The sequence below is a fragment of the Methylobacterium sp. E-041 genome, assembly GCF_022829665.1.
In the GTDB taxonomy this organism is placed as follows: Bacteria; Pseudomonadota; Alphaproteobacteria; order Rhizobiales; family Beijerinckiaceae; genus Methylobacterium.
Genome location: NZ_JAKSYQ010000304.1, coordinates 1 through 23860, shown reverse-complemented (window position 1 = coordinate 23860; position 23860 = coordinate 1). Strand labels below are relative to the sequence as shown.

Genomic DNA, 23860 nt, shown 5'->3' with positions numbered 1-23860 from the left:
TCCCGGATCATGAGCGCCATCACGAATCTCGACACCGCCTCGGACGGGGCGTCCGCAACCGCAGCAAAGCCGCCGCTGGAGATCCTGCTCGCGGCCCCCCGCGGCTTCTGCGCCGGCGTGGTGCGGGCGATCGACGTGGTCGAGCGCGCGCTCGCGATCTACGGGCCGCCGGTCTACGTCCGCCACGAGATCGTGCACAACAAGTACGTGGTCGAGAGCCTGAAGCGCAAAGGCGCGGTGTTCGTGCGCGAGCTCGACGAGGTCCCCGACGGCGAGGCGCCGGTGATCTTCTCCGCCCACGGCGTGGCCAAGACCGTGCCGGCCAACGCCGACACCCGCGGCCTGATCACCATCGACGCCACCTGCCCGCTGGTGACCAAGGTCCACCGCGAGGCCGAGATCCACCACAAGCGCGGCCGCCACGTGCTCCTCGTCGGCCATTCCGGCCACCCGGAGGTCGTCGGCACCATGGGCCAGCTGCCCAAGGGCTCGATCACCCTGGTCGAGGACCTCGAGCAGATCGCCGCGCTCGAGCCCGAGAACCCGAACAACCTCGCCTGGGTCACCCAGACGACGCTGTCGGTCGACGACACCCTGCACATCGTCGCCGCCCTGAAGGCGAAGTTCCCGACCATCACCGGGCCGCACAAGGACGACATCTGCTACGCCACCACCAACCGCCAGGAGGCGGTGAAGCAGATCGCGCCGCTGGTCGACGCGCTGATCGTCGTCGGCTCCTCGAACTCCTCGAACTCGCAGCGCCTGCGCGAGGTCGCCGAGCGCGTCGGCTGCCCGATCACCCGCCTCGTGCTCCGCGCCGAGGAGATCGACTGGCCCGCCTTCGAGGGCATCACCAAGCTCGGCCTCACCGCCGGCGCCTCGGCCCCCGAGGTGCTGGTCGAGGAGATCATCGACGCCTGCGCCGCCCGCTACACGGTGACGGTCGACACGGTGCAGACCGTGGTCGAGGACATGGTCTTCCCGCTGCCGCGCGAGCTGCGCAGCGAAGCCGCCGAGTAGGTTCTCTGCGACTTTGGGCGGCGGGTGCCATCGCCCGCCCGTCTCGCCGGCTCGGGCCGGCGGGGAACATCGTCGCGTGCCGATTGATCTGAAGATCCGTAGAAAAGAAGCGCCGTGGCCGTCTACACCGAGGTATCCGACGCGGCGCTGACCGACTTCCTCGCCGATTACGAGATCGGCGGGCTGCTCTCCTACAAGGGCATCGCGGAAGGGGTCGAGAACACCAACTTCTTCCTGCACACCACCGGGGGCGCCTACATCCTCACCCTGTACGAGAAGCGGGTGCGGGCCGGCGACCTGCCGTTCTTCATCGGCCTGATGGAGCACCTGGCGAGTCGCGGGCTGGCCTGCCCGCAGCCGATCCGCAACCGCGACGGCACGGCGCTCGGCACCCTGTGCGACCGCCCGGCGGCGATCGTCAGCTTCCTCGACGGGGTCTCGGTGAAGGCGCCGACCGCGCATCACTGTGCCGAGCTCGGACGCGCCCTGGCCCGGCTCCATGCGGCGGGCGCCGATTTCGGCATGCGCCGCGACAACAGCCTCTCGGTCGGCGCCTGGCGGGGGCTGTTCGACCAGGCCGAGCGCCAGGCCGACGGCGTCGCGCCCGGGCTCGCCGCGCGCACCCGCGACGACCTCGCCCTGCTCGAGGCGCGCTGGCCGGCGAACCTGCCCGGCGGGGTGATCCACGCGGATCTCTTCACCGACAACGTGTTCTTCATCGGCGATGGGTTGTCGGGGCTGATCGACTTCTACTTCGCCTGCACCGACGCCTTCGCCTACGACCTCGCGATCTGCCTCAACGCCTGGTGCTTCTCTCCTGAGGGCACCTACCACCGCGACATGGGCGCGGCGCTGATCGCCGGCTACGAGGCGGTGCGCCCGCTGGAGGCCGCCGAGATCGAGGCCCTGCCGATCCTGTGCCGCGGCGCGGCGCTGCGGTTCATGCTGACGCGGCTGGTCGACTGGCTGAACGTGCCGCCCGGCGCCCTGGTGCAGCCGAAGGACCCGCGCGAGTACGACCGCCGCCTGAGCTTCCACCGGCAGGCCGCGGACGCCTCGGCCTACGGATGGTCGCGATGAGCGAGGCGGCGACCGACGCGGCCCCCACCCGGGTCAAGATCTACACGGACGGGGCCTGCTCGGGGAATCCCGGCCCCGGCGGCTGGGGCGCGATCCTGATCTACGGCGACACGCGCCGCGAGATCTCGGGGGGCGAGGCGCACACCACCAACAACCGCATGGAGCTGCTCGCCGCGATCGAGGCGCTGGAGACGCTCAAGCGCCCCTGCCGCGTCGACGTATTCACCGACTCGCAGTACCTGCGCCAGGGCGTCACCAGCTGGATCCACGGCTGGAAGGCGCGGGGCTGGCGCACCGCCGACAAGAAGCCGGTGAAGAACGAGGACCTGTGGCGCCGCATCGACGCGGCGCGCACCCGCCACACGGTCGAGTGGCACTGGGTCAAGGGCCACGCCAGCGACCCGCTGAACAACCGCGTCGACGCGCTGGCGGTGGCCGCGATGGCGCCGTTCAAGACGCGCCGCTGAGGGGGGGAGGACCCGCGCCGCTCAGGCGAGTGGGCCGGGGATCGCGCGCTCGGCTTCGGCGAGCAGCCGCGTCTCGTGGCGGCGCACGAACAGCCACAGGGCCAGGCCGCCGAAGATCACCAGGGCCAGCAGCGCCAGCCCGACGGGGCCGGCGATCTGCTCGATCGAGCGGCCGCAATAGTAGGAGCCCAGCCCCATGCTCGTCGCCCAGGCGAGGCCGCCGAGCCCGTTGAACAGCATGAAGCGGCGGGCATCGAGCCGGTTCACCCCGGCGAGCAGCGCCGCGTAGGCGCGCAGCATCGCGGTGAAGCGGCCGAAGAACACGATCTTCCCGCCGTGCTCGCGGAACAGGTACTGCCCGAGCTTGAGCCGGCCGTGGTCGAGGGCGATCATGCGGCCGTAGCGCAGCAGCAGCGGCATGCCCCAGCGCCGGCCGACCCAGTAGCCGAGGTTGTCGCCGATGATCGCGGCGGCGGCCGCGGCGGCGATGATCAGCGCGATGTTGAGGTTGCCGGTGCTGCCGGCATAGACGGCCGAGGAGATCAGCACGGTCTCGCCCGGCATCGGCACGCCGGCGCTCTCCAGGGTGATGATGACGAAGATCGCGACGTAGCCGTAGGACGCGATCAGGTCGGCGATCGGCAGTTCGTGCAGGAAGGACATGCGGCCCCTGGGGTTGATCGGGCCGCAATTCGCAACGGGAAGGTGGCCATTCGAGGGCGCATATCCGGCCTCGGCCGGCGCGCCCTCCCAGGGGCGTCCCCGCCGGGCTCAGATCACCTTGAGCAGCGCCTCGGCGCTCGAGGTCTCGGCCTTCGAGGGCGATTCCTCGACGTTGAGGACGCGCACCACGCCGTCCTCGACCAGCATCGCGTAGCGCTTGGAGCGGATGCCGAGGCCGAAGCCGCTGCCGTCCATCTCCAGGCCGAGGCCCTTGGCGAAGTCGCCGTTGCCGTCGGCGAGGAACTCGAGCCCTTCCGCGCCGCTGGCCTTCGACCACGCGTCGAGCACGAACACGTCGTTGACCGAGGTGACCGCGATGGCGTCGACGCCGCGCGCGAGGATCGCGTCCTTGTTGTTGACGAAGCCCGGCAGGTGGTTGCGGTGGCAGCTCGGGGTGAAGGCGCCCGGCACGCCGATCAGCACGACGCGGCGGCCCTTGAACACGTCGTCCGTGGTCTTGGCGAGGGGGCCCTCGGGGCCGGTGATGCGGAAGGTGGCCTGGGGCAGGTGATCGCCGACCTGAATCGTCATGTTGGACCGTTCCTCGCGCATCGCGGCATCGCGCCGCTTCGGATCGGCGGTGACGTAGCGCGGCCCGCGGGGGCTGTCGAGCGAGGCGGCGCGCGCAAGGGCGATCGCCAGGGTGATCGCAGGGATGGCGCCGCGGGGTCGGGATGCGGTCGCCGGTTCGGGCCGCGCGCCTCGGCGCACCGCCTTCGCCCGCGCGCGCTCCAGGCGCGCCAGCTCCCGGCCGGGCCGGAACAGGAGGATGCGGACGAGGGTCCGCGTCCCCGCCGCCCCGATCGCCGCCTGCGCCGCGATGCAGGCATCGACCGTCGTCGCGACATCGCGATGCGAATTCATCCGTCCTCGATACGGGTTTGACGCGCGACCCGGAACCATCGAACTGTCGTGCCATCATCCGATAGTTTTTGTCGGACGTAGATCGGTTACGCTAACCGCAAGGCCGACTGTAAAACTGATTTCTGATCATTCAATCGGTGATGCGCATGGGTTCCGAATCCGTCGCAGGTTCCGGCCGAGCGGCCGCCAGGCTGGCGGAGATCGCCCGGTCCCTCGCGATCCCGGTCTCCGCCTTCGACGACCCGCGCGCCTGCCCGCTCGGCGGCCCGCTCGGCGACACGGCGGAGCTGCTTCGCCTGTGGCAGGGGATCGACGACCCGCTGCTGCGCGCGCGCGTGCTCGCTGATGTGCTCGCTTCGGCGCCGGCGACCGCCGAAGGGCGGGGAGCGCGGCCGGACCGGGCGACGCCGGAGCGCGACCCGCCCGCGTGACCGGCGACACCCGCACGGCGTTTTGTCCGCTGGACATCGGGGGGGCGGAGCGTAGCATGCGCGGATGCCCAGGCCTTCGATACCGATGCCCGATTCCGGCGATCCCGCCTACCTCGACGGCCAGTTCCTCGTGGCGATGCCGGGGATGACGGATGCGCGCTTCGCCCGCTCCGTCATCTACGTCTGCGCGCACTCCGCCGACGGCGCGATGGGCATCATCGTCAACAAGCCGGTGACCGACCTGTCGATGCCCGACCTCCTGGTGCAGCTCGACGTGGCGGGCGAGGCCGACGCGATCCGCCTGCGCGAGCGCGTCGGCCACATGCCGGTGCTGATGGGCGGCCCGGTCGAGGGCAAGCGCGGCTTCGTGCTCCACACCGACGACTTCCACATCGACCAGTCGACGCTGATCATCGATGACGGCATCTGCCTCACCGCCACCGTCGAGATCCTGCGCGCGATCGCGGCGGGGGACGGGCCGGCCAGCGCCGTGCTGGCTCTCGGCTATGCCGGCTGGCAGGCGGGCCAGCTCGAGAGCGAGATCATGGCCAACGGCTGGCTCAACTGCCCGGCCGACCCGGACCTGATCTTCCACGCCGACCTCGCCGGAAAGTACGACCGGGCGCTGCGCGGCAACGGCATCGACCCGGCGATGCTCTCGGTCAGCATGGGCCGGGCCTGACGGCGCGGTCCCGCCCGCGCGAAGGGCCGGCTGTCGCGCGCCTTGCAGATCGGCGAGGCGCGCCCAGGTGCAAGCCTCGTCAGGTGCAGGCTTTGCCGCCGGGCATGACGACCTCGTTGTAGGTCGACTTGGCGGGCTGGCCGCCGCGGACCGGCCAGGGCACGTTGGCCTTGAACGTGAACTGGTTGTTGGCCCCGCCGACGAAGCGGATCAGGTTGCTGCCGAGCAGCGGCGCGTAGGGAACGCTCACCTCGGCCAGCACGTAGCGCATGCCGCCGATCTGGAAGCCGTCGGGAACGGTGAGGTCGGCCGCCGTCCCGAGCCCGCGGGCCGTGCCGTTGCTCGTGGCGTAGCTGGAGCAGACCTTGGGACGTTGGCCGCCGCCGTCGGCGTACACGCCGAGCGCGCTGACCACGATGCTGGCCGAGCCGCTGGCATAGGGCGTGAGGACGAGCTTGGCCGAGGCCAGGATGTCGGTCATCGTGGCGGTCGCCATCGGTGTCGCGGCGTCGCCCTGCGCGGTGAGATCCGCGACCGTCCGCGCCAGGAGCGTGACCTTCCGGTAATGGTCGATCGCACGCGCGAATTCCGAGATGCCGAGCGAGATCGTCAGCAGGATCGGAAGGACGAGCGCGAACTCGATTGCCGAGACGCCGCGGGCATCGGATCCGAAGCCGGACGACGATGCCGGCCGATCGGCCGTCCGCAGCATCGCCCGGTTCCTCGGCCTAGCAGCTCTTGCTGGAAGACGTGTCATAGGGTTCGGTTCGAAACACCGCCGTGGATTGAAGCAGGCGCGAGCCGTCGCCGAAGCTCGGCAGGCTCGCGTAGAGGAAGCCGAACGCGACGCGTTGCTTGACGGCCGCGGTGACGACGACGATCGATCCGGGCTGCGCGCATGCATAGTTCGAGCCGAAGCCCTTGGACCAGTCGCGCGTCTTTGTGTCCAACGGGGTCGGGATCGTGCTGCCGGCGAACGAGCTGCCCAGGGCCACGTCGAGCTTCAGGGTGTCGCAATCGAACACGGTGACGACGCGCGATGCGGTGGTGCCGCAGATCGCGGTCTTCATGGCGGCGAGCAGGGTGCCGGCGTCGCTCTGGCCCGCGTTCGAGGTCTGGAATTCTCCCGTGTAGATCGTCCGCCCGGCGCGTTGCAGCGCATCGTCGAGATCGCGCGAGGCCCAGATCAGCAGGGCCGTTTGCAGGACCATGGCCAGCAGGGCGATGAACGGCATCGCGACCAGCGCGAACTCGACGGCGCTGGCTCCGTCGCGCGCCGCCGGGAAGCGACGCAGGGCCGGGCCGGCCTTCCGCTGCCGATGACGAGGATGGCGGATCGCATCGACGACCATTCCCGGGCTCAGGGGAGGGGGTTCACGGGTCGGGCGGGCGTTCATGAAAACAACGCCTATTCCACGATCCGGAGCTTCTTGTCGGAGACTTTCGTCGTGGTCGGGCAGGAGACGACGATGCGGATGTCGTCGTAGTCGCGATCGCTTCCCGCGCTCGGCGGCCGATCCTCCCACCCGTAATACATGTACTTCCCTTCGCTGCAGCTCGCGGTGGAGGTCGCCGGCGTATGGGTGGTGTTGTTGTTCGGCAGGATGCCGCCGTTGGACTTGTTCCGGCATTGGCTCAGGTTGTCGCAGACGATCGTCTCGAGGATCGGGTTCGAGACCATGTTGACCGTGGTCATGCTGCCGTTGGAATTGACGCGATAGCCCTTCATGCCCATCGTCTGAACGCGCAGTCCGGTGTCGATCATCGTATCGGTGTAGTATTGATACACCTCTTGATTGGGGTCGTCCCAGGCGGACTTGTTGCTGCGCCCGTTCCGGACGTTCCGCAGCATGTAGGACGGCGCCTCGTTGGCGCCGCAGGTCGGGGCCTTGTACTTGGAATAGTCCGACGGCGGCGTCGCGTTGTCGGCGATCGGCACCGGGATCGTGCGGCCCTTGTCGGCGGAGGCCTGCCGGGCCGGGTCGGACGAATAGCAGTAGATGTAGATCCGATTGTAGTCGGCGGCATCGGGAGACAGCTGGCTCACCGTCGGCGGAGCCGTCTCGTAGACGGGGGCGACGCGGTTGACCGTGGTCGCGGTCGCGACGGTGATCTGGCGCGGCATGCCGGGCAGCAGGTGCAGCAGGCTCGTCCGAAGCGTCGTCGAGATGGTCACGCGATAGTTCGCGCCGTCGATCCAGGTGCCGTTGATCTGATAGCCGTTCGCCGCATTGGCCGTGCCGAGGCGGGATGTGAGCTGGGCGTTGGCGAGGCGGAAACCCTCGGCCGCCGCCGCGACCGTATCGGCGTTGGCGACGAGGAGCGCGGTCGCGTCCGCGACGCTGGCCGCGACGGCGCGGATGCGGACGGCATTGCCGTAGTCGATCGCGAGCCCGCCGGCGCCGAGCAGCAACGGCAGGCTCAGGGCGAAGATCACGACGACGTTGCCGCTCTGGTTTCGAGCCAGCGCTGGTCTCGCGCGCGACACGGCCCGACGCATCCGACATCTCCACACGCAACCCAGGCCCGAGATCACCGAGCCTGCAATCCACGGTGCATGTATAGAACCGCAATATTTAACGTGAAGTTGTTCCGCGCGAGCGACCGTCCATGAGGCGTCATTGCTCGGTTCGATTTTCCGAAGACCGTAAAAAAGCGCTTAACGCACAGCAACGCGTCCCGATCTCATCGTTTCCGCGCCGAAACGAGGGGCCGGCGGTGGCGCGAAGGACGGCGTGAGACCGGGCGTCCACCGCCGCCTCCGTCCCCGGCGGGACCGAACGGCGCCGGGACACAGCCGCATTCGGGTCAGAGGTGCTTCAGCCCGAAGCTCTCGAGCAGCGGAAGCAGCTCGTCGCGGGCGCGCAGGCGGTGGCTCTGCGCACGCTCCTGGGCCGCGGCGGCGTCGCCGAGCCGGATCGCCGCGACGATCCGCTCGTGCTCGGCGACCGAGGCTCCGAGCTCCCGGCGCAGCTTGAGCGTCAGCATGCGGGCGCGGTGCGACTGGTCGTTGATCGTCTGGTTGATCCGGATCATGCGGCCGTTGCCGGCGCGCTCGACCAGGGTGCGGTGGAAATCCTCGTCGGCATGGCCCCAGGCCGCGTGGTCGCCCGCCGCCCGGGCCTCGGCCATCGCGGTGGTGGCGGCGGCGAGCCGCGCCGCCGCCGCTTCGCGCTCCGCTTCCGGCAGGCCCGCGATCAGCGCCGCCGCCCGCCCCTCGACCGCGATCACCACGTCGTAGATCTCGCGCATGTCGGCCGGCGCCAGCGCGCAGATGACGATGCCCTTGCGCGACAGGATCCGGACGAGGCCGTCCTCCTGCAGGCGGATGGCGGCCTCGTGGACCGGCGTCCGGCTCATGCCGAGGCGCAGCGCGATCTCCTGCTCGGAGGCCTGGTACCCGGGCGGAAACCGCGATTCGCGGATCTCCTCCTTCATCGCCGCATAGGCGTCGTCGACGAGGGAGGGACGCCTGTCGCCCTCCTCGGCCTTCTCCGCACGCACCCGAACCATCACGACCTCCCACCACGGCGCAGGCCTATCAGCTTCCATGGAGGCTGCAATGCAGGCTTGACGCGGCCGCCTGCAATATCTTACCACATGCCATCTTGCATGGAAGTTGGCACTGAAGACCGACTCGATCGCTGGAGCCCATCCGAGGAGGACACGATGGACCGCTCGCTCGAGCAGGCGACCATGCGCCGGGTCGCGTGGCGCCTGGTGCCGTTTATCTGCTTGCTGTACTTCGTCGCCTTCATCGACCGGGTGAACATCGGCTTCGCCGCCCTGACGATGAACAAGGACCTCAGCTTCACCTCGGCGGTGTTCGGCTTCGGCGCCGGGGTGTTCTTCTTCGGGTACTTCCTGTTCGAGGTGCCCTCGAACTACATCCTCGACAAGGTCGGCGCGCGCCTGTGGATCGCCCGGGTGATGATCACCTGGGGGATGCTGTCGGGCGCCTTCGCCTTCATCCAAGGCGAGACCAGCTTCTACGTGCTGCGCTTCCTGCTCGGCGCGGCGGAAGCCGGGTTCTTTCCCGGCATCATCCTCTACCTGACCTACTGGTTCCCGGCCCGCTACCGCGCGGCGGTGGTCTCGCTGTTCATGGCGGCGGCGCCGATCTCGGTGCTGCTCGGCTCGCCGCTCTCCAGTGCGCTCCTGGAGATGGAGGGCCTCCTCGGCCTGCACGGCTGGCAGTGGATGTTCATCGTCGAGGCGGTGCCGGCCGTGATCCTCGGGGTCGTCGTGCTGTTCTACCTCACCGACCGGCCCGAGAAGGCGACGTGGCTCGCCGACGACCAGCGCGCCTGGCTCGTCGCGGAGATGGACGCCGAGCGCGCCGGCAAGCGGGTGCACGCCAAGCACGGCCTCATGGCCGGGATCACCGACATCCGCGTGCTGGCGCTCGCGCTGATCTACTTCGGCACCTCCGCCGGCCTCTACACGCTCGGCATCTGGGCGCCGCAGATCATCAGGAGCTTCGGCCTGTCGACGCTGGCGGTCGGCTTCCTCAACGCCGTGCCGCCGACGATCGCGGTGGTCGCGATGATCCTGTGGGCGCGCCATTCCGACCGGACCGGCGAGCGCACCTGGCACGTGGTCGTCGCCTGCCTCGTCGCGGCGGCCGGCCTGATGCTGGCCGGCGGCGCAGCCTCGACGCTGGCGGTCGTCGCGGCCCTGAGCCTCGTCAACGTCGGCATCAGCTCGGCCAAGCCCCCGCTCTGGGCGATGCCGACGATGTTCCTGTCCGGCTCGGCCGCGGCGGTGGGCATCGCCACGATCAACGCGATCGGCAACCTCGGCGGCTTCGTCGGCCCCTGGGCGATCGGCTGGATCAAGGACCGCACCGGCAGCTTCACCGGCGGCCTGGTCTTCGTGGCGGCGCTCCTCGTCCTCTCGGCCGTCCTCACGCTCGTCGTCGCCCGCTCCGGGCGGCGGGCCGAGCCGGCCGGCGCCACCGCGCGCTAGAACCCCGCTCGATCCGCGCACCGCATCCCACGGAGACCCATCATGACCACCTACAGAATCGCCGCCATTCCCGCCGACGGCATCGGCATCGAAGTCATCGCCGCCGGCATCGAGGTGCTCGACGCGCTCGCCGAGAAGGCCGGCAGCTTCGATTTCCGGTTCGACCACTTCGACTGGGGCTCGGACTACTACAAGCGCCACGGCGTGATGATGCCCGCCGACGGGCGCGACCAGATCCGCCACCACGACGCGATCTTCTTCGGCGCCGTCGGCGCGCCCGACGTGCCCGACCACATCACGCTCTGGGGCCTCAGGCTCGCGATCTGCCAGCCCTTCGACCAGTACGCCAACGTCCGCCCGACCCGGATCCTGCCCGGCATCACCTCGCCGCTGCGCCACGTGTCGGGGCCGGAGCTCGACTGGGTGATCGTGCGCGAGAACTCGGAAGGCGAGTATGCGGGCGTCGGCGGGCGCGTGCACCAGGGCCATCCGAACGAGGTCGCCACCGACGTCTCGATGATGACCCGCTCCGGGGTCGACCGGATCATCCGCTACGCCTTCAAGCTCGCGCAGTCGCGCCCGCGCAAGCTCCTGACCGTGGTGACGAAGTCGAACGCCCAGCGCCACGCCATGGTGATGTGGGACGAGATCGCGGCGGAGGTCGCCCGGGACTTTCCCGACGTGACCTGGGACAAGATGCTGGTCGACGCCATGACCATGCGCATGACGATGAAGCCGCAGACCCTCGACACCATCGTCGCGACCAACCTCCACGCCGACATCCTCTCGGACCTCGCCGCGGCGCTCGCCGGCTCGCTCGGCATCGCGCCGACCGCCAACATCAACCCGGAGCGCACCTACCCGTCGATGTTCGAGCCGATCCACGGCTCGGCCTTCGACATCACGGGCAAGGGCATCGCCAACCCGATCGCCACCTTCTGGACCGCGTGCCAGATGCTGGAGCATCTCGGCGAGGCGCCGGCGGCCGACCGGCTGATGCGCGCGGTCGAGCGCGTCACCGCCGACCCGAGCCTGCACACGCCGGACCTCGGCGGCACCGCCACCACGCGCCAGGTCACCGACGCGGTCATCGCCGCGATCCGCGGCGACAACGCGTAGGTCGTTCGGGGGGCCGGGAAGCACCGCCCCGCCCCTCTCCCGTCCGGGAGAGGGGACCCGCGCCTCGACCACGCCGTGTCGCGTAACGAGCCGAGGACCATCGCATCACGTCCGCGCGACGGGCCTTCACCGGAACCATCGCCCGGGTAAGGTGGTTGCCTGCAACGCCCGACGGCCGCGTCCGGGCGAAGGAGCGTTCGATGGCCCGGATGGATCTCGCCTACACCGCCTTCGAGGGCATGCGGTTCCTGATGGCGCCGGCGCGCATGGCCGCCGACATGGCGCGGTTCGGCCTGCAGAACCCGGCCAACCCGCTCGCCTACTCGCCCTACGCCCGCTCGATGGCCGCCGGCTGCGAGATGTTCGAGCGGGCCACCCGCCGCTACGGCAAGCCGGCCTTCGGGCTGTCCGAGACCGTCGTCGACGGCGTCGCCGTGCGGGTGACCGAGCGGATCGTGTGGGAGCGGCCGTTCTGCCGGGTGATCGCGTTCGAGCGCGCCTTCGCGACCCCGCCGGCCAGCCCGCAGCCGAAGCTCCTCGTGGTCGCGCCGATGTCGGGCCACTACGCGACGCTGCTGCGCGGCACCGTCGAGGCGATGCTGCCGAACCACGACGTCTTCGTCACCGACTGGTCGGATGCGCGCATGGTGCCGCTGCTCGCCGGCCGGTTCGATCTCGACAGCTACATCGACTATTGCAAGGCGATCTTCGCCGCGCTCGGGCCGGACCTGCACGTGATGGCCGTGTGCCAGCCGGCGGTGCCGGTGCTGGCGGCGATCGCGGTGATGGAGGCCGCGGGCGATCCCGGCGTGCCGGTCTCGATGACCCTGATGGGCGGGCCGATCGACACCCGCCGCTCGCCCACCGCCGTGAACTGCATGGCGCAGGAGCGCGGGCAGGCCTGGTTCGAGACCAACACGATCTCCTACGTGCCGCCGATCCATCCGGGCGCGTGGCGGGCGGTCTATCCGGGCTTCCTGCAGCTCTCGGGATTCATGGCGATGAACCTCGACCGGCACGTGACGGCCCATTCCGACATGTTCGACCATCTCGTGAAGGGCGACGGCGATTCGGCGGAGAAGCACCGCGAGTTCTACGACGAGTACCTGGCGGTGATGGACCTGACGGCCGAGTTCTACCTCCAGACCGTCGAGACGGTGTTCGTGAACCACGACCTGCCCAAGGGCACGATGCGCCACCGCGGCGTGCCGGTCGACCTGACGGCGATCCGCCGCTGCGCGATCCTCGCGGTCGAGGGCGAGAACGACGACATCTCCGGCGTCGGCCAGACGCTCGCCGCCCTCGACCTGACGCCGAACCTGCCCCAGGAGCGCAAGGCCTACCACCTGCAGCCGGGCGTCGGGCATTACGGCGTGTTCAACGGCTCGCGCTACCGAACGATCATCGCCCCGCGGATCGCCGCCTTCGTGCGCGCGATGCAGGGGCTTCCGGCCGACGCCGCGGCGCCGATTCAGCTCGCGAGCTGAGCGGCGCTTCCGACGGGGCGAAAACGCGCCGGAATCTGGCGTCGCCGCCCTGGAGGGGCGGCGGCCACGCAGCTAGACTGGCACCATGCCCTTCGCGCTGCTGCGACGCCCCGATCCCGACCATCTCGATATCGTGCACGACGGCGAGACCTACCGCGTCGCGGTGCGTCGGCGCCCGACCGCGCGGCGCCTGACGCTGCGGGTCTCGGCCGCCACCGGCGAGGTGGTGATCACCCTGCCGGCCCGCAGCGCGATCAGCACCGCCCAGCGCTTCGCCGTGAGCCACGGCGACTGGATCGCCGCGCGCCTCGCCCGCGTGCCCGAGCGGGTGCCGTTCGCGGAGGGCGCGATGGTGCCCCTGCGCGGGGTGCCGCACCGGATCGTGCGGCGGGGCTCGCGCAGCGGCATCACCCGGATCGAGGCCGACGCGGCCGAGCCGGTGCTGTCGGTCTCCTGCGGGCCCGAGCACGTCGCCCGCCGGGTGCAGGCCTTCCTCGACGGGGAGGTGCGCCGCGACCTCGCGCGTGCGGTGGCGCACTACACGGCCAAGCTCGGCCAGGGCCCGGTGCGGATCACGGTGCGCGACACGCGCAGCCGCTGGGGCTCGTGCACCGCCGGCGGCGCCTTGAACTTCTCCTGGCGCCTGATCCTCGCGCCGCCCGTCGTGCTCGACTACCTCGTCGCCCACGAGATGGCGCACCTGCGCGAGATGAACCATTCGGCCCGGTTCTGGACGCTGCTCGGCCAGCTCTGCCCCGAGGTCGACGCGGCCGAGGCCTGGCTCAAGCGCAACGGCACGGCGCTGCATCGCTACGGGTGAGGGTGCGGATCGCGGACCGAGGACGCGCCATTCCACCGGTCCCTCCCCGTCATCCCGGGGCCGCGCAGCGGAGCCCGGAATCCAGAGCCGCGACGGCGCATACGGGAACACGACCTGCGGTTCTGGATCCCGGGCTCGCCTTCGGCGCCCCGGAATGACGGGAAGGAGCGTGAAACCGCGTGGGCGAACGGTGCGGCTTCGCGAATCTCACCCCTTCGCGCGCAGCACCCGCTCGCGCGAGACCCGTTCCGCCGGCCAGGCCGGGCGGGGGTCGACCTCGCCGGGATCGAGGGTGCGCGGGGCGACGCTGTCGCAGAGCTCGCGCTGGCGCACGACGATCGGGTTGCCGAATTCGTCGCGGCGACGGATCAGCCCACCCTCGCGGCAGAAGCCGGCGATGGCGGCGTTGCCGTTGCGGCGGCCGTAGGGGTTCACCTCCACCGGCGGATGCTCGACCGTGAGCAGGCCGCTGCGGTTGAGCGAGCGCTCGACGTAGGTCGTCTCGCCGATCGGAAGCGGCTCGGCCGTCGCCGCGACGCCGGTGGCGCCGAGCAGCAGGACCGTCAGGGCGAGGACACGCATGGCGCCGGCTCTCGTGTGATGATGCATCGCTGCGATATCTAGGTCGCGGCGCGTCCCAGCGATAGCGCATTGTGGCAACATTCGGTCCGCACGGTGTCCGGCCGCCGCGTTTCGGGCCCGGGCGGGACGAGGCGGCGCTGAGGCCCGCGCGTTTGCCGCGCGCGCCGGCGCGGCTCGCTTGACAGCGCCGGGCCCCGCATGGTCGGAACACCCGGGTTTTCGGCAAGGCCTCCCGCCCGCAACGGGCTCGGGGGCGCGCTCGTGAAGGGATCGTCGGTGCGGCTGCACAGGAGTTTCGACCGTGTCAGGCGCCTGTCGTCGGCGCTGGCAACCGTGGCCCTCGCCGGCGGCCTGCTGGGCGGCCTCGGCGGCGCGGCGCAGGCGCAGGGCATGGTGCGCAAGACCTTCGAGGACTGGCAGCTGCGCTGCGAGACCCCGGCCGGCGCCAAGGCCGAGCAATGCGCCATGGTGCAGTATCTCGCCGCCGAGGACCGCCCGAACCTCACCCTGGTGGTCATCGTCCTGAAGACCGCCGACAACCGCGGCTACCTCCTGCGCGTGGTCGCGCCGCTCGGCGTGCTGCTGCCGTCGGGCCTCGGTCTGAAGATCGACCAGACCGACGTCGGCCGCGCCGGCTTCGTGCGCTGCCTCACCACCGGCTGCGTCGCCGAGGTGGTGATGGACGAGGGCCTCGTGCGCCAGTTCAAGGCTGGCACGCAGGCGACCTTCATCGTGTTCCAGACGCCGGAAGAGGGCGTCGGCATCCCGCTGTCGATGAAGGGCTTCGCGGCCGGGTTCGACAGCCTGAAGTGAGCATCGGGAGGCGCGGCATGATCGGGGCTTTGGGGATCGGGCGAACGGCCCTCTGCGGGCTCGCCCTCGCGCTCGGCGCGGCGCCCGCGGGTGCCGAGGAGGGCAACATCTTCTCCAACCTGCTCAAGTACGGCGGCACCACCGTGCCGCCGTCGCAGCCCAAGGAGCTCGAGGCGCCCAACTGCCCGACCGTCGACGTGCCGGACGGCGGCGCCGCGCTCACCAACCCGGCCGGCGCCACCGGCGCCGGCATCCGCAGCCAGGTCTCCCTCGGGCGCATCGCCCGCGAGTGCACCCGGCGCGCGGACGGGTCGATCACGGTCAAGGTCGGCATCGAGGCCCGCGTCCTGCTCGGCCCCTCCGGCGCGCCCGGCCGGTTCGACGTGCCCTTCACCATCGCGATCAAGCACGACGACAAGACCGTCAGCACCCGCACCCGCCGCGTCGCGGTCTCGGTCGGGTCGGGCGAGGCCCAGGGCTTCGCCACGGTGGTGGAGGACGACATCCCCGTGCCGGCCGCCGTGAGCGCCGACTACGAGATCGTCGTCGGCCTGGGCGGCGCCCCGAAGGCGGCGGCGGCGAAGCCGAAACCCCGCCGCCGCGCGCCGGTGGCCCAGGCCCCGTCCGAGGCGCCCTCCGAAGCTCCGGCCGAGGCGGGCGCCGCGCAGTGAAGCCCAAGCCGGGAGACGGCCCGTTCCGCGCCTGACCGCCCGGCTCGACCTCGGGCGCGCGACCGCGTTCCACTGCGTGCCGGCGGCCGACCCGGTCTTCGACCGCCGCCTCGTGCTGCCGGAGATCGGCCGCGGCGGCTGGGTCGTCCTGACCTATCGCGAGCCGCCGACCGCCCGGCCGCGCCGGCCGATGCTGCGCCTGATCCGCGCCGAGGGCGCGCAGGACGTGGTGCTGCCCGGCGTCGCGCAGCCCTGCGCCCACTGGCTCGGCCTGCTCCCGGACGACCTTCGCGAGATCCGCCTCGCCGCCGGACCCGGCTTCGTGCTGGAGCGCGTCGGCCGCCGCACCGAGGCGAGCCTGTTCCTGCAAGCGCTCGCGACCCGGCCGCTCCGCGCCGTCTCCGCCCTCTACGAACGCCTGCGCGGCGACGAGCGCCGCTATCGCGACACCCTCCGCGGGACCTGCGCGGTGACGCCGCGCGCGCGGTTCTCGGATTGGGCGGCGGACCGCGCCCTCCTTCCGCCCTCCCCCGAAGGCGGGGGAGGGAAGGGGGCGTTCGGCATGATCCGCGTGCTCGTCCTGGCCGACGCGGATGCCGAAAGCCTCGCCGCGACGCTCGCGAGCCTGCGCGCGCAGACCCATCCCGACTGGCGCGCGATCGTCCTGCACGCCACCTTGCAGGCCACGCCCGACGACCCTCGCATCGCGCACGAGGCCTGGCGCGACGATCGCGGCCTCGGGGATGTCCTCGGAATCGCGCCCCTCTGCCTGCTCCGCGCCGGCGACCGGCTGAGGCCCGACGCGCTCGCTCGGCTCGCCGCAGAGATCGGCACGGCCGACCTGATCTACGCCGACGAGCTGCGCGACGGCGCGCCCCGGCTGAAACCGGATTGGAGCCCGGATCTCGCCCGCACCACCGGCTACCAGGGCCGGCCGTGGCTCGCCGCGCCGGCCCTGCTCGCGCGCCTTCCCGAAGACCCGGCCGGGGCGATCGCGGCGTTTCCGCTCGTCCTCGACCTGTGGCTCGGCGCGCGCGCGACCCGTGTGGCGCACCTCCCGCGCATCCTCGCCGAGACCACCGGGGCCGCGCCGGATGCCGCGCCGCGCGCCGCCGCGCTCGCCCGGCATCGCACCGACGCCGCCGAGCCGGTGATCCGCGACGGCGTCGTCGACCTGCTCTGGCCGCTGCCCGAGCCGGCGCCGCGCGTCAGCATCGTGATCCCGTCGCGCGACCGGCTCGACTTGATCGAGCGGGTCTGCCGCGGCGTCCTGCACGAGACCGCCTACCCTGCCATCGAGTGCGTGATCGTCGACAACGGCTCGACCGATCCGGCGGTGCTCGCTCACTACGACGCGCTCCGGCGCGATCGGCGGGTGCGGATCGTCGCGTTCGATGCGCCCTTCAACTTCTCGGCGATGGTCAATGCCGGGGTGGCGGCCGCGACCGGCGCCGTCGTCGTGCTGCTCAACAACGACGTGGCGGTGCTGCACCCGGATTGGCTCGACGCGATGGTCCGGCAGGCGCTGCGGCCGGAGGTCGGCGCGGTCGGCGCCAAGCTGCTCTACGCGAACGGCACGTTGCAGCATGCCGGCGTCGTCGTCGGGCTCGGCGGGCGGGCCGGGCACATCCTGCGCAAGCGCCCCGCGGGCAGCCCCGGCCGTCTCGGGCAGATGCGGGTCGCGCACGAGGTCTCGGCCGTCACCGCCGCGTGCCTCGCTGTTTCACGGGAAAACTATCGGGCGTTCGGCGGCTTCGACGCGGAGGCGTTCCCGGTCGATTTCAACGACGTGGATTTCTGCCTCCGCCTCGGGGCGGCCGGTTGCAAGACGGTGTGGACGCCGGCCGCCACCCTGGCTCACCTCGAATCGGTGAGCCGCGGCCCGTCGGTGGGCGCCAAGCGCATCCGGTTCGAGGCGGAGGCCGCCCGCTTCACCGAGCGCTGGCGCGACGTGATCCGGCACGATCCGTTCTATCATCCCGCCCTGTCGCTCACGACCTTCGGCGAGGACCTGGAATAGCCATGGCTGGCTCGGGCACGCGCGCCGTCGCCGCCACCCTGGCGCGTCATCCGCGGCGGACCTTCGCGATCCTCTGGGCCCGCCTCACCGGCCGGCGCCTGCGCGCGCGCCAGCAATGCGCGGCCCTCGTCGGCATCGATCACCGCCTGGCGCTGCCGCCCGGGATCCTGGACCGGTTTCCGACCGAGCCCGTCCCGTCGGACGATCCCGACCTCCGCCTGCTCACGGCACCGGGTCACGTGCTCGTCGCGGGTGCCCGCCGAGCCTTCGCTGCCGCCTTCGCCGCCGATCCGAGCCTGCACGCGCTCTACGGCGACGCGCTGGTCCAGGCTTCGCCCGGCGGCCCGGTGTTCCCGCTGCTGCGCCCGGCCTTCGATCCAGACTACCTGATGGCCGTCGACTGGCTCGGCCCGGTGCTCGCCGTGCGCCGGGCGAGCCTTTGCGCGATCGCCGGCGGGGACGCGGAGATCTCGGCGCTCGACGCCGCCTTGCGCATCGTCGAGCGCTTCGGCCCGGACGCGATCGGGCACCTGCCGGGGATCGTGTCGGTTCGGATCGGGCCGGACCTCGCTTCCGACCGCGCGCCTTCCCTCCCCCCTCTGCGGGGGAGGGGACCCTCCGAAGGCGGGCGGGAGAAGGGAGCGACCGATCCGGTCACGGCGCTCCCCGCTCCCGACCCTCGCGCGCGCGAGGCCCACCCTCTCCCGCTTCAGGGCGAGGGAAGGCGGGGGCCGCGAGACGCACATCTCGAAACCCGGCTCGCCAGCCTACGCCGCCACCTCGACCGCACCGGTCGGGCCGCGACCCGGCTCGCGTGCGAACCCGACGGCGTCGTCTCGGCCCTGCATCCGCTGCCCGATCCGCTTCCCCTGGTCAGCGTCATCGTCCCGACCCGCGACCGGGTCGATCTGCTGCGCGCGTGCCTCGACGGCCTGCGCACCCGCACCGACTGGCCGACCCTCGAGATCCTGATCGCCGACAACGACAGCCGCGCGCCCGAGACCCTGGCCTACTTCCGCGCCCTCGAAGGCGAGGGGGTGCGCGTCGTCGCCTGCCCGGGGCCGTTCGACTTCGCCGGCATGAACAACACCGCCGCCGCGCTGGCGCGAGGCGCGCTGCTCGCCTTCGTCAACAACGACGTCGAGGCCTTCAGGCCGGACTGGCTCGGGCGGATGGTGCGCGAGGCGCTGCGGCCCGAGATCGGCGCGGTCGGCGCCAAGCTGCTCGACGGGGAGGGCCGGATCCAGCACGGCGGCATCGTGCTCGGCACCGGAGGCCTCGCCACCCATGCGCATCGGCACTTCCCCGGGGACGCCCCCGGCGACGGCATGCGCCTGCGGGCGACGCATGCGGTCTCGGCCGTCACCGCCGCCTGCCTCGTGGTCGAGGCGGCCAAGTTCCGCGCGGTCGGCGGCTTCGACGCCGCGCATTTCGCGGTCGACTTCAACGACGTCGACCTGTGCCTGCGCCTGAACGCGGCCGGCCACCGCACGCTGATGGTGCCAAGCGCGGTGCTGCATCACCGCGAGGGCGCGAGCCGAAGGCGCTCGCCGGAGGCCGAAAGCCGCCACGCCCGCGAGGTCGCGGCATTTAAAATGCGATGGGGGCCGCTGCTGGTGCAGGACCCCCATTATCATCCGGGCTTCGATCCCGATCTCTCGACCCACGCGCGGCTGCGCGCGGGCGCCGTCGACGGCCCTACTGGACCAGGCGCGGTCCGCCGGTCTGGACCTTCTCGTTCTCCGACATGATCCCGAGCCGCTTGGCGACCTCGGTATAGGCCTCGATCAGGCCGCCGAGATCCTTGCGGAAGCGGTCCTTGTCGAGCTTGTCGGCGGACTTGATGTCCCACAGCCGGCACGAATCCGGGGAGATCTCGTCGGCGACGACGATGCGCATCATGTCGCCTTCCCACAGGCGGCCGGTCTCGATCTTGAAGTCCACCAGGCGGATGCCGACGCCGAGGAACAGGCCCGACAGGAAGTCGTTGACGCGGATCGCCAGCGCCATGATGTCGTCGATCTCCTGGGGCGTCGCCCAGCCGAACGCGGTGATGTGCTCCTCCGACACCATCGGGTCGTTGAGCGCGTCGTTCTTGTAGTAGAACTCGATGATCGAGCGCGGCAGCTGGGTGCCCTCCTCGAGCCCGAGCCGCGTCGCCAGCGAGCCGGCGGCGACGTTGCGCACCACCACCTCGAGCGGGATGATCTCGACTTCGCGGATCAGCTGCTCGCGCATGTTGAGCCGGCGAATGAAATGGGTCGGCACGCCGATGTCGTTGAGGTGCTGGAAGACGAACTCCGAGATCCGGTTGTTCAGCACGCCCTTGCCGTCGATGATCTCGTGCTTCTTCGCGTTGAAGGCGGTCGCGTCGTCCTTGAAGTGCTGGATGAGCGTTCCCGGCTCCGGACCCTCGTAGAGGACCTTCGCCTTGCCCTCGTAGATGCGACGGCGGCGGTTCATAGGCGTGTACCGTGGTTTGAGGAAGTCCATCGGGCCGTGGCTCCTTGGCGACGAGACGTGCGCGGATTCCGCGGCGTTCAGACCTCGGGAGAGGTCGGGCCGCGGGCACATGTCATGGCTGGGAACCCCGGCGACCGTGCCGCAAACTACCCGAAGCGCGCTGGCAGCACAACGCGTTAGCCGGGTGGGGGATACGCGCGGCGCGCCTTCCTCGGCCTTGGTCGACGCCGGCGTTCGTCCGTCGCGCGCACGCTTCCCGCCCCCGCCCCGTCATCCCGGGCTCGCCTTCGGCGCCCCGGGATGGCGGGATGCCTTCCCCCTTGCAGGCCTCGCACCGGGGCGCCCCCTCACGCCGTCTTGTCCGGGTAGCGGCACAGGTCGGCGATCGGGCAGTTCGGGCAGTCGGGCTTGCGCGCCTTGCAGACGTAGCGGCCGAACAGGATCAGCCAGTGGTGGGCATTGAGGCGGAAGGGCTCGGGCACCAGCGCCTCCAGCCCGGCCTGGACCTTGTCGGTGGTGGCGGCGACCACCAGCGGGATGCGGTTGGCGACGCGGAAGATGTGGGTGTCGACCGCGATGCGGGCCTCGCCGAAGGCGACGTTGAGCACCACGCTCGCGGTCTTGGCGCCGACGCCGGGCAGCACCTGCAGCTCCGCCTGGCTGCGCGGAACCACCCCGCCGTGCTGCTCGACCAGGATGCGCGAGAGCGCGATCACGTTCTTCGCCTTGGTGTTGAACAGCCCGATCGTGCGGATGAAGTCGCGCACCCGGTCCTCGCCGAGCGCCAGCATCGCCTCCGGGGTGTCGGCGATCGCGAAGAGCGGCCCGGTCGCCCGGTTCACGCCGACGTCGGTCGCCTGGGCCGACAGCACCACCGCGACGAGCAGCGTGTAGGGGTTGAGGAACGTGAGCTCGGCCCGCGGCTCGGGATTGGCCGCCCGCAGGCGCGAGAAGATCGCGACGACGGCCTCGGGGCCGACCGGATCGGGCGCGCGGGTGGCGCGTGCGACGATCGGTCGGGCGAGCGTGCCCCCGATCGCGGCTTTCTTCACGGCGGGCGGCTTCTTGGCTGGCATCGTCGGGTTATATTGGCCCTATGGCGAGCGGCAACCTCCACGTCCACCCGGACGGCCTCGATCCCGATACCATCGACCGGCCGGTGTTCTCGGCCACCATCCGGCCGGCCCAGTCCCTGAGCCGCGCCGGCTTCAAGGTGGTGATGACGGGCTGCTGCCTGGTCTCGCTGGTGATCTCGGTGTGGTGCTGGCGCATGGGCTTCTGGCCGGTCGCCGGCTTCTTCGGCCTCGACATGCTGGCGATCTACGCCGCGCTCAAGGTCAGCTTCCGCCGCGGCCGCTCCTTCGAGGAGGTGATGATCTCCCAGCTCGAGATCCTGCTCACCCGCGTCAGCCACCGCGGCGAGCGCCACCAATGGCGCTTCAACCCGCTCTGGACCAAGCTCACCCAGGTCGAGGACGAGGAGTTCGGGTTGCAGCGCCTGACCCTGGTCTCGCGCCGGGAATACGTCGTCGTCGCCCGCGACGCCTCGCCCGACGAGCGCGCCCGCATCGCCCGCGGCCTCACCGGCGCGCTGGCGCAGGTGAAGAAGGGGTACTGACCGGGGCGCCGCGTGTCTCCCGGCCGCGCCGGCACGGAAGATGCCTCGTCCCCCACACCCCAGCGGATGACGCCCGTGCACGACACCACCACCATCGACCGACGCGCCCTGCTCGGCGGGATCGCGACGGCTGCGGCCCTCGCGGCATCGCCCGCCCGGGCGGGCGGCACGAACGCGCTCACCGCCGCCTCCGCGAGCGCGCTGGCCGAGGCGATCCGCACCCGGCGCGTCACCGCCGCGGAGGTGGTCGAGGCGCATCTGGCCCGCATCGCCGCGGTCAACCCGCAGCTCAACGCCGTCGTGCAGCTCACCGCCGACTCCGCGCGGCGCGAGGCGGCGGCCGCCGACGCCGCCCTGGCGCGGGGCGAGGCGCCGAAACCGCTGCACGGCGTCCCGGTGACGATCAAGGACACGCTGGAGACCGCGGGCGTGGTCTGCACCGGCGGCACGCTGGGCCGGGCCGCCTACGTGCCGAAGGCCGACGCGACTGCGGTGGCCCGCCTTCGCGCGGCCGGCGCGATCGTGCTCGGCAAGACCAACGTGCCGGAGCTCGCCGGCGCGCTGGAGACCGACAACCTCGTCTACGGCCGCACCAACAACCCCTACGACCTCGCCCGCACGCCGGGCGGCAGCAGCGGCGGCGAGGCGGCGATCGTCGCGGCCGGCGGCTCGCCCCTCGGCCTCGGCACCGATGCCGGCGGCAGCATCCGCGTCCCGGCGCATTATTGCGGGCTGGCCGCGCTGAAGCCGACCTCGGGCCGCATCCCGCGCACCGGGCAGTTTCCCCGGCCGATGGGTGCCCGCAACAGCGTGTTCCATGTCAGCCTGATCGCCCGCCGCGTCGACGACCTCGCCCTCGCGCTGCCCATCGTCGCCGGGCCGGATTTTCGCGACTACACCATCGTCGACATGCCGTTGCGCGATCCGGACGCCGTCGGCCTGCGCGGGCTGAAGCTCGCCTTCTTCGACGACGACGGCGCCTCGGCCCCGACGCCGGAGATCGCGGCGGCCGTGCGCGCGGCGGCGAGGGCGTTCGCGGAGGCCGGCCTGACGGTCGAGGAGCGCCGTCTGCCGGAGGCCGAGACGGCGGCGGCGGTCTACTACGACATGACCCGCGGCGACGGGGGCGCCGGCACCCGCGCCTTCCTGCGCTCGATCGGGACCGAGCGGATCTCGCCGCTGTTCGAGCAGTCGCTCGGCACGCGCGCGGCGCCGGCCATGGCTGGCATCACCGAGGCGCTGGCGGCGTTCGCCCGCTGGGACGCGTTCCGCAACGCGCAGCTCGCCTTCCTGCAGGGCTACGACGCGGTGCTGTCGCCGGTGGCGCCCTACGTCGCGCCGGCGCACGGCACCAGCTTCGATCCGGCGCTGCAGCGCGGGGTCGGCTACGCCCAGAACCACAACCTCACCGGCTGGCCGGCGGTGGCGGTCCGCGTCGGCACCTCGCCCGAGGGGATGCCGATCGGGGTGCAGGTGGCGGCCCACCCGTGGCGCGAGGACGTGGCCCTCGCCCTCGGCCGTCATCTCGAGGCGAGCTTCGGAGGCTTCGCCCCGCCCGCGATCTGACCGGTCGTCCCTACGCGCCCGGCGCCCAGTCGATCGTCGGGCGCTGCGCCAGGATGCGGTCGAAGTAGTTGGCCACCGCCTGCGCCCCGTCCGCATGCATCATCGCCACCGGGTGGGCGAGGTAGGCGCGGGCCAGCTCCAGCGGCATCTCGCCGGCCTTCAGCGCGTTGAGCACCGCATCGATGAAGGCGTCGTTGGCCTCGTTGAAATCGCTCGACAGCTTCTTGCGGTCGTTCAGGGCCTGGATCGCCATCGCGCATGCTCCGTGCCGCCCCCGCGGCGACGCGGTTCTACGGATGGAGGGGCCGATCGTTCCCGGAGAGGGCGCACCCGTCTCAGGATCGCTGGAGGGCCGTCCGGGCGGCCTGTCGTGGTTCTGTCGTCGAAATCGAAGAAAGTTCCGTTTTGGCTGTTGACGGGCTGCTGGGTGGTCCGTATACCCCTGTTCATCGAGACGGGGCGGCGG

At 71.4% G+C, this 23860-nt stretch carries 25 protein-coding genes; 15 read left to right on the top strand and 10 right to left on the bottom strand.

The features are described 5' to 3' along the window. The first annotated feature begins 9 nt into the window (after positions 1-9). The 3 genes from ispH to rnhA all read left to right on the top strand — a co-directional run bounded on the left by ispH (position 10) and on the right by rnhA (position 2567). On the top strand, positions 10-1020 hold the full coding sequence (ispH, locus tag MKK70_RS30350) for a 4-hydroxy-3-methylbut-2-enyl diphosphate reductase (protein ID WP_243951665.1): 1011 nt from the start codon (positions 10-12) through the stop codon (positions 1018-1020). Positions 1021-1134: 114 nt separating this feature from the next. Then, the gene (locus MKK70_RS30345) at positions 1135-2100 is read left to right on the top strand and encodes a homoserine kinase (protein ID WP_147728443.1); all 966 of its coding nucleotides are present in this window, start codon (positions 1135-1137) and stop codon (positions 2098-2100) included. Continuing rightward, on the top strand, positions 2097-2567 hold the full coding sequence (rnhA, locus tag MKK70_RS30340) for a ribonuclease HI (protein WP_147728442.1): 471 nt from the start codon (positions 2097-2099) through the stop codon (positions 2565-2567). The genes MKK70_RS30345 and rnhA overlap by 4 nt, the downstream gene beginning before the upstream one ends. Before the next feature lie 21 nt (positions 2568-2588). Here rnhA and MKK70_RS30335 read toward each other — a convergent pair whose 3' ends face one another. Both MKK70_RS30335 and MKK70_RS30330 read right to left on the bottom strand, forming a co-directional pair. Beyond that, entirely contained in the window at positions 2589-3230 is a 642-nt protein-coding gene (locus MKK70_RS30335; protein ID WP_147728441.1) for a DedA family protein, read from the bottom strand. A 108-nt stretch (positions 3231-3338) separates the two neighbouring features. Then, the gene (locus tag MKK70_RS30330) at positions 3339-3821 is read right to left on the bottom strand and encodes a peroxiredoxin (RefSeq protein WP_147728447.1); all 483 of its coding nucleotides are present in this window, start codon (positions 3819-3821) and stop codon (positions 3339-3341) included. Positions 3822-4300: 479 nt separating this feature from the next. Here MKK70_RS30330 and MKK70_RS30325 point away from each other — a divergent pair, with 479 nt between their 5' ends. Together MKK70_RS30325 and MKK70_RS30320 are read left to right on the top strand one after the other, a co-directional pair. Beyond that, a complete protein-coding gene (locus MKK70_RS30325) occupies positions 4301-4585 on the top strand; it encodes a hypothetical protein (protein ID WP_243951664.1) in 285 nt (94 codons plus the stop codon). Positions 4586-4649: 64 nt separating this feature from the next. Beyond that, positions 4650-5267, top strand: a complete 618-nt coding sequence (locus MKK70_RS30320; RefSeq protein WP_187274848.1) for a YqgE/AlgH family protein — start codon at positions 4650-4652, stop codon at positions 5265-5267. A gap of 79 nt (positions 5268-5346) precedes the next feature. Here the strand turns inward: MKK70_RS30320 and MKK70_RS30315 are convergent, their stop codons facing one another. From MKK70_RS30315 to MKK70_RS30300, 4 genes are all read right to left on the bottom strand, one after another. After that, positions 5347-5979, bottom strand: a complete 633-nt coding sequence (locus MKK70_RS30315; protein ID WP_147843509.1) for a TadE/TadG family type IV pilus assembly protein — start codon at positions 5977-5979, stop codon at positions 5347-5349. A gap of 16 nt (positions 5980-5995) precedes the next feature. Continuing rightward, the gene (locus MKK70_RS30310; protein WP_147843510.1) at positions 5996-6619 is read right to left on the bottom strand and encodes a TadE/TadG family type IV pilus assembly protein; all 624 of its coding nucleotides are present in this window, start codon (positions 6617-6619) and stop codon (positions 5996-5998) included. A gap of 56 nt (positions 6620-6675) precedes the next feature. Then, entirely contained in the window at positions 6676-7767 is a 1092-nt protein-coding gene (locus MKK70_RS30305) for a pilus assembly protein TadG-related protein (RefSeq protein WP_147729039.1), read from the bottom strand. A gap of 308 nt (positions 7768-8075) precedes the next feature. Beyond that, entirely contained in the window at positions 8076-8780 is a 705-nt protein-coding gene (locus MKK70_RS30300; protein WP_147859472.1) for a GntR family transcriptional regulator, read from the bottom strand. A 156-nt stretch (positions 8781-8936) separates the two neighbouring features. On the opposite strand from MKK70_RS30300, the gene MKK70_RS30295 reads away from it, so the two are divergent. The 4 genes from MKK70_RS30295 to MKK70_RS30280 all read left to right on the top strand — a co-directional run bounded on the left by MKK70_RS30295 (position 8937) and on the right by MKK70_RS30280 (position 13661). Next, positions 8937-10235, top strand: coding sequence for an MFS transporter (locus tag MKK70_RS30295; RefSeq protein ID WP_243951663.1), 1299 nt, complete (start codon positions 8937-8939; stop codon positions 10233-10235). Between the two features lie 42 nt (positions 10236-10277). Then, complete coding sequence (locus MKK70_RS30290; RefSeq protein WP_147727964.1) at positions 10278-11354, top strand: tartrate dehydrogenase; 1077 nt, start codon at positions 10278-10280, stop codon at positions 11352-11354. 209 nt (positions 11355-11563) lie between these two features. Further along, positions 11564-12841: a polyhydroxyalkanoate depolymerase gene (locus MKK70_RS30285; protein WP_243951676.1), complete on the top strand. Its 1278-nt coding sequence runs from the start codon at positions 11564-11566 to the stop codon at positions 12839-12841. An 85-nt stretch (positions 12842-12926) separates the two neighbouring features. Next, a complete protein-coding gene (locus MKK70_RS30280) occupies positions 12927-13661 on the top strand; it encodes a M48 family metallopeptidase (RefSeq protein ID WP_243951662.1) in 735 nt (244 codons plus the stop codon). Positions 13662-13868: 207 nt separating this feature from the next. Here the strand turns inward: MKK70_RS30280 and MKK70_RS30275 are convergent, their stop codons facing one another. Further along, positions 13869-14243: a hypothetical protein gene (locus tag MKK70_RS30275; protein WP_147727962.1), complete on the bottom strand. Its 375-nt coding sequence runs from the start codon at positions 14241-14243 to the stop codon at positions 13869-13871. 276 nt (positions 14244-14519) lie between these two features. Here MKK70_RS30275 and MKK70_RS30270 point away from each other — a divergent pair, with 276 nt between their 5' ends. The 4 genes from MKK70_RS30270 (at position 14520) to MKK70_RS30255 (ending at position 19498) form a co-directional block, all read left to right on the top strand. Continuing rightward, positions 14520-15056: an invasion associated locus B family protein gene (locus MKK70_RS30270; protein WP_243938115.1), complete on the top strand. Its 537-nt coding sequence runs from the start codon at positions 14520-14522 to the stop codon at positions 15054-15056. Between the two features lie 17 nt (positions 15057-15073). Next, the gene (locus MKK70_RS30265) at positions 15074-15727 is read left to right on the top strand and encodes a hypothetical protein (RefSeq protein ID WP_147859469.1); all 654 of its coding nucleotides are present in this window, start codon (positions 15074-15076) and stop codon (positions 15725-15727) included. Positions 15728-15917: 190 nt separating this feature from the next. Continuing rightward, positions 15918-17747 carry a glycosyltransferase family 2 protein gene (locus MKK70_RS30260; protein WP_243951675.1) on the top strand — a complete coding sequence of 610 codons (1830 nt, stop codon included), beginning with the start codon at positions 15918-15920 and terminating at the stop codon, positions 17745-17747. Between the two features lie 2 nt (positions 17748-17749). Continuing rightward, positions 17750-19498, top strand: coding sequence for a glycosyltransferase family 2 protein (locus MKK70_RS30255; RefSeq protein ID WP_243951661.1), 1749 nt, complete (start codon positions 17750-17752; stop codon positions 19496-19498). Here the strand turns inward: MKK70_RS30255 and purC are convergent. Next, the gene (gene purC, locus MKK70_RS30250; protein ID WP_147728905.1) at positions 19446-20240 is read right to left on the bottom strand and encodes a phosphoribosylaminoimidazolesuccinocarboxamide synthase; all 795 of its coding nucleotides are present in this window, start codon (positions 20238-20240) and stop codon (positions 19446-19448) included. The genes MKK70_RS30255 and purC overlap by 53 nt on opposite strands. Before the next feature lie 317 nt (positions 20241-20557). Then, positions 20558-21286, bottom strand: a complete 729-nt coding sequence (gene nth, locus MKK70_RS30245; protein ID WP_243951660.1) for an endonuclease III — start codon at positions 21284-21286, stop codon at positions 20558-20560. A gap of 20 nt (positions 21287-21306) precedes the next feature. On the opposite strand from nth, the gene MKK70_RS30240 reads away from it, so the two are divergent. Together MKK70_RS30240 and MKK70_RS30235 are read left to right on the top strand one after the other, a co-directional pair. Continuing rightward, positions 21307-21828 carry a DUF2244 domain-containing protein gene (locus MKK70_RS30240; RefSeq protein ID WP_147728907.1) on the top strand — a complete coding sequence of 174 codons (522 nt, stop codon included), beginning with the start codon at positions 21307-21309 and terminating at the stop codon, positions 21826-21828. 75 nt (positions 21829-21903) lie between these two features. Next, entirely contained in the window at positions 21904-23394 is a 1491-nt protein-coding gene (locus tag MKK70_RS30235) for an amidase (RefSeq protein ID WP_243951659.1), read from the top strand. A 10-nt stretch (positions 23395-23404) separates the two neighbouring features. On the opposite strand, the gene MKK70_RS30230 is transcribed toward MKK70_RS30235, so the two are convergent. After that, the gene (locus tag MKK70_RS30230; protein ID WP_147729926.1) at positions 23405-23647 is read right to left on the bottom strand and encodes a hypothetical protein; all 243 of its coding nucleotides are present in this window, start codon (positions 23645-23647) and stop codon (positions 23405-23407) included. Positions 23648-23860 lie beyond the last annotated feature (213 nt).

Bases quoted from the DNA above. Each gene is read 5' to 3' on its own strand.
- MKK70_RS30295 (WP_243951663.1), top strand. From the start codon at position 8,937: ATGGACCGCTCGCTCGAGCAGGCGACCATGCGCCGGGTCGCGTGGCGC.
- ispH (WP_243951665.1), top strand. From the start codon at position 10: ATGAGCGCCATCACGAATCTCGACACCGCCTCGGACGGGGCGTCCGCA.
- MKK70_RS30240 (WP_147728907.1), top strand. From the start codon at position 21,307: ATGGCGAGCGGCAACCTCCACGTCCACCCGGACGGCCTCGATCCCGAT.
- MKK70_RS30300 (WP_147859472.1), bottom strand. From the start codon at position 8,780: ATGGTTCGGGTGCGTGCGGAGAAGGCCGAGGAGGGCGACAGGCGTCCC.
- MKK70_RS30265 (WP_147859469.1), top strand. From the start codon at position 15,074: ATGATCGGGGCTTTGGGGATCGGGCGAACGGCCCTCTGCGGGCTCGCC.
- MKK70_RS30310 (WP_147843510.1), bottom strand. From the start codon at position 6,619: ATGGTCGTCGATGCGATCCGCCATCCTCGTCATCGGCAGCGGAAGGCC.
- MKK70_RS30320 (WP_187274848.1), top strand. From the start codon at position 4,650: ATGCCCAGGCCTTCGATACCGATGCCCGATTCCGGCGATCCCGCCTAC.
- MKK70_RS30260 (WP_243951675.1), top strand. From the start codon at position 15,918: ATGCTGCGCCTGATCCGCGCCGAGGGCGCGCAGGACGTGGTGCTGCCC.
- MKK70_RS30335 (WP_147728441.1), bottom strand. From the start codon at position 3,230: ATGTCCTTCCTGCACGAACTGCCGATCGCCGACCTGATCGCGTCCTAC.
- purC (WP_147728905.1), bottom strand. From the start codon at position 20,240: ATGGACTTCCTCAAACCACGGTACACGCCTATGAACCGCCGCCGTCGC.
- MKK70_RS30305 (WP_147729039.1), bottom strand. From the start codon at position 7,767: ATGCGTCGGGCCGTGTCGCGCGCGAGACCAGCGCTGGCTCGAAACCAG.
- MKK70_RS30280 (WP_243951662.1), top strand. From the start codon at position 12,927: ATGCCCTTCGCGCTGCTGCGACGCCCCGATCCCGACCATCTCGATATC.
- MKK70_RS30275 (WP_147727962.1), bottom strand. From the start codon at position 14,243: ATGCGTGTCCTCGCCCTGACGGTCCTGCTGCTCGGCGCCACCGGCGTC.
- MKK70_RS30255 (WP_243951661.1), top strand. From the start codon at position 17,750: ATGGCTGGCTCGGGCACGCGCGCCGTCGCCGCCACCCTGGCGCGTCAT.
- rnhA (WP_147728442.1), top strand. From the start codon at position 2,097: ATGAGCGAGGCGGCGACCGACGCGGCCCCCACCCGGGTCAAGATCTAC.
- MKK70_RS30315 (WP_147843509.1), bottom strand. From the start codon at position 5,979: ATGCTGCGGACGGCCGATCGGCCGGCATCGTCGTCCGGCTTCGGATCC.
- MKK70_RS30290 (WP_147727964.1), top strand. From the start codon at position 10,278: ATGACCACCTACAGAATCGCCGCCATTCCCGCCGACGGCATCGGCATC.
- MKK70_RS30330 (WP_147728447.1), bottom strand. From the start codon at position 3,821: ATGACGATTCAGGTCGGCGATCACCTGCCCCAGGCCACCTTCCGCATC.
- MKK70_RS30230 (WP_147729926.1), bottom strand. From the start codon at position 23,647: ATGGCGATCCAGGCCCTGAACGACCGCAAGAAGCTGTCGAGCGATTTC.
- MKK70_RS30325 (WP_243951664.1), top strand. From the start codon at position 4,301: ATGGGTTCCGAATCCGTCGCAGGTTCCGGCCGAGCGGCCGCCAGGCTG.
- nth (WP_243951660.1), bottom strand. From the start codon at position 21,286: ATGCCAGCCAAGAAGCCGCCCGCCGTGAAGAAAGCCGCGATCGGGGGC.
- MKK70_RS30285 (WP_243951676.1), top strand. From the start codon at position 11,564: ATGGATCTCGCCTACACCGCCTTCGAGGGCATGCGGTTCCTGATGGCG.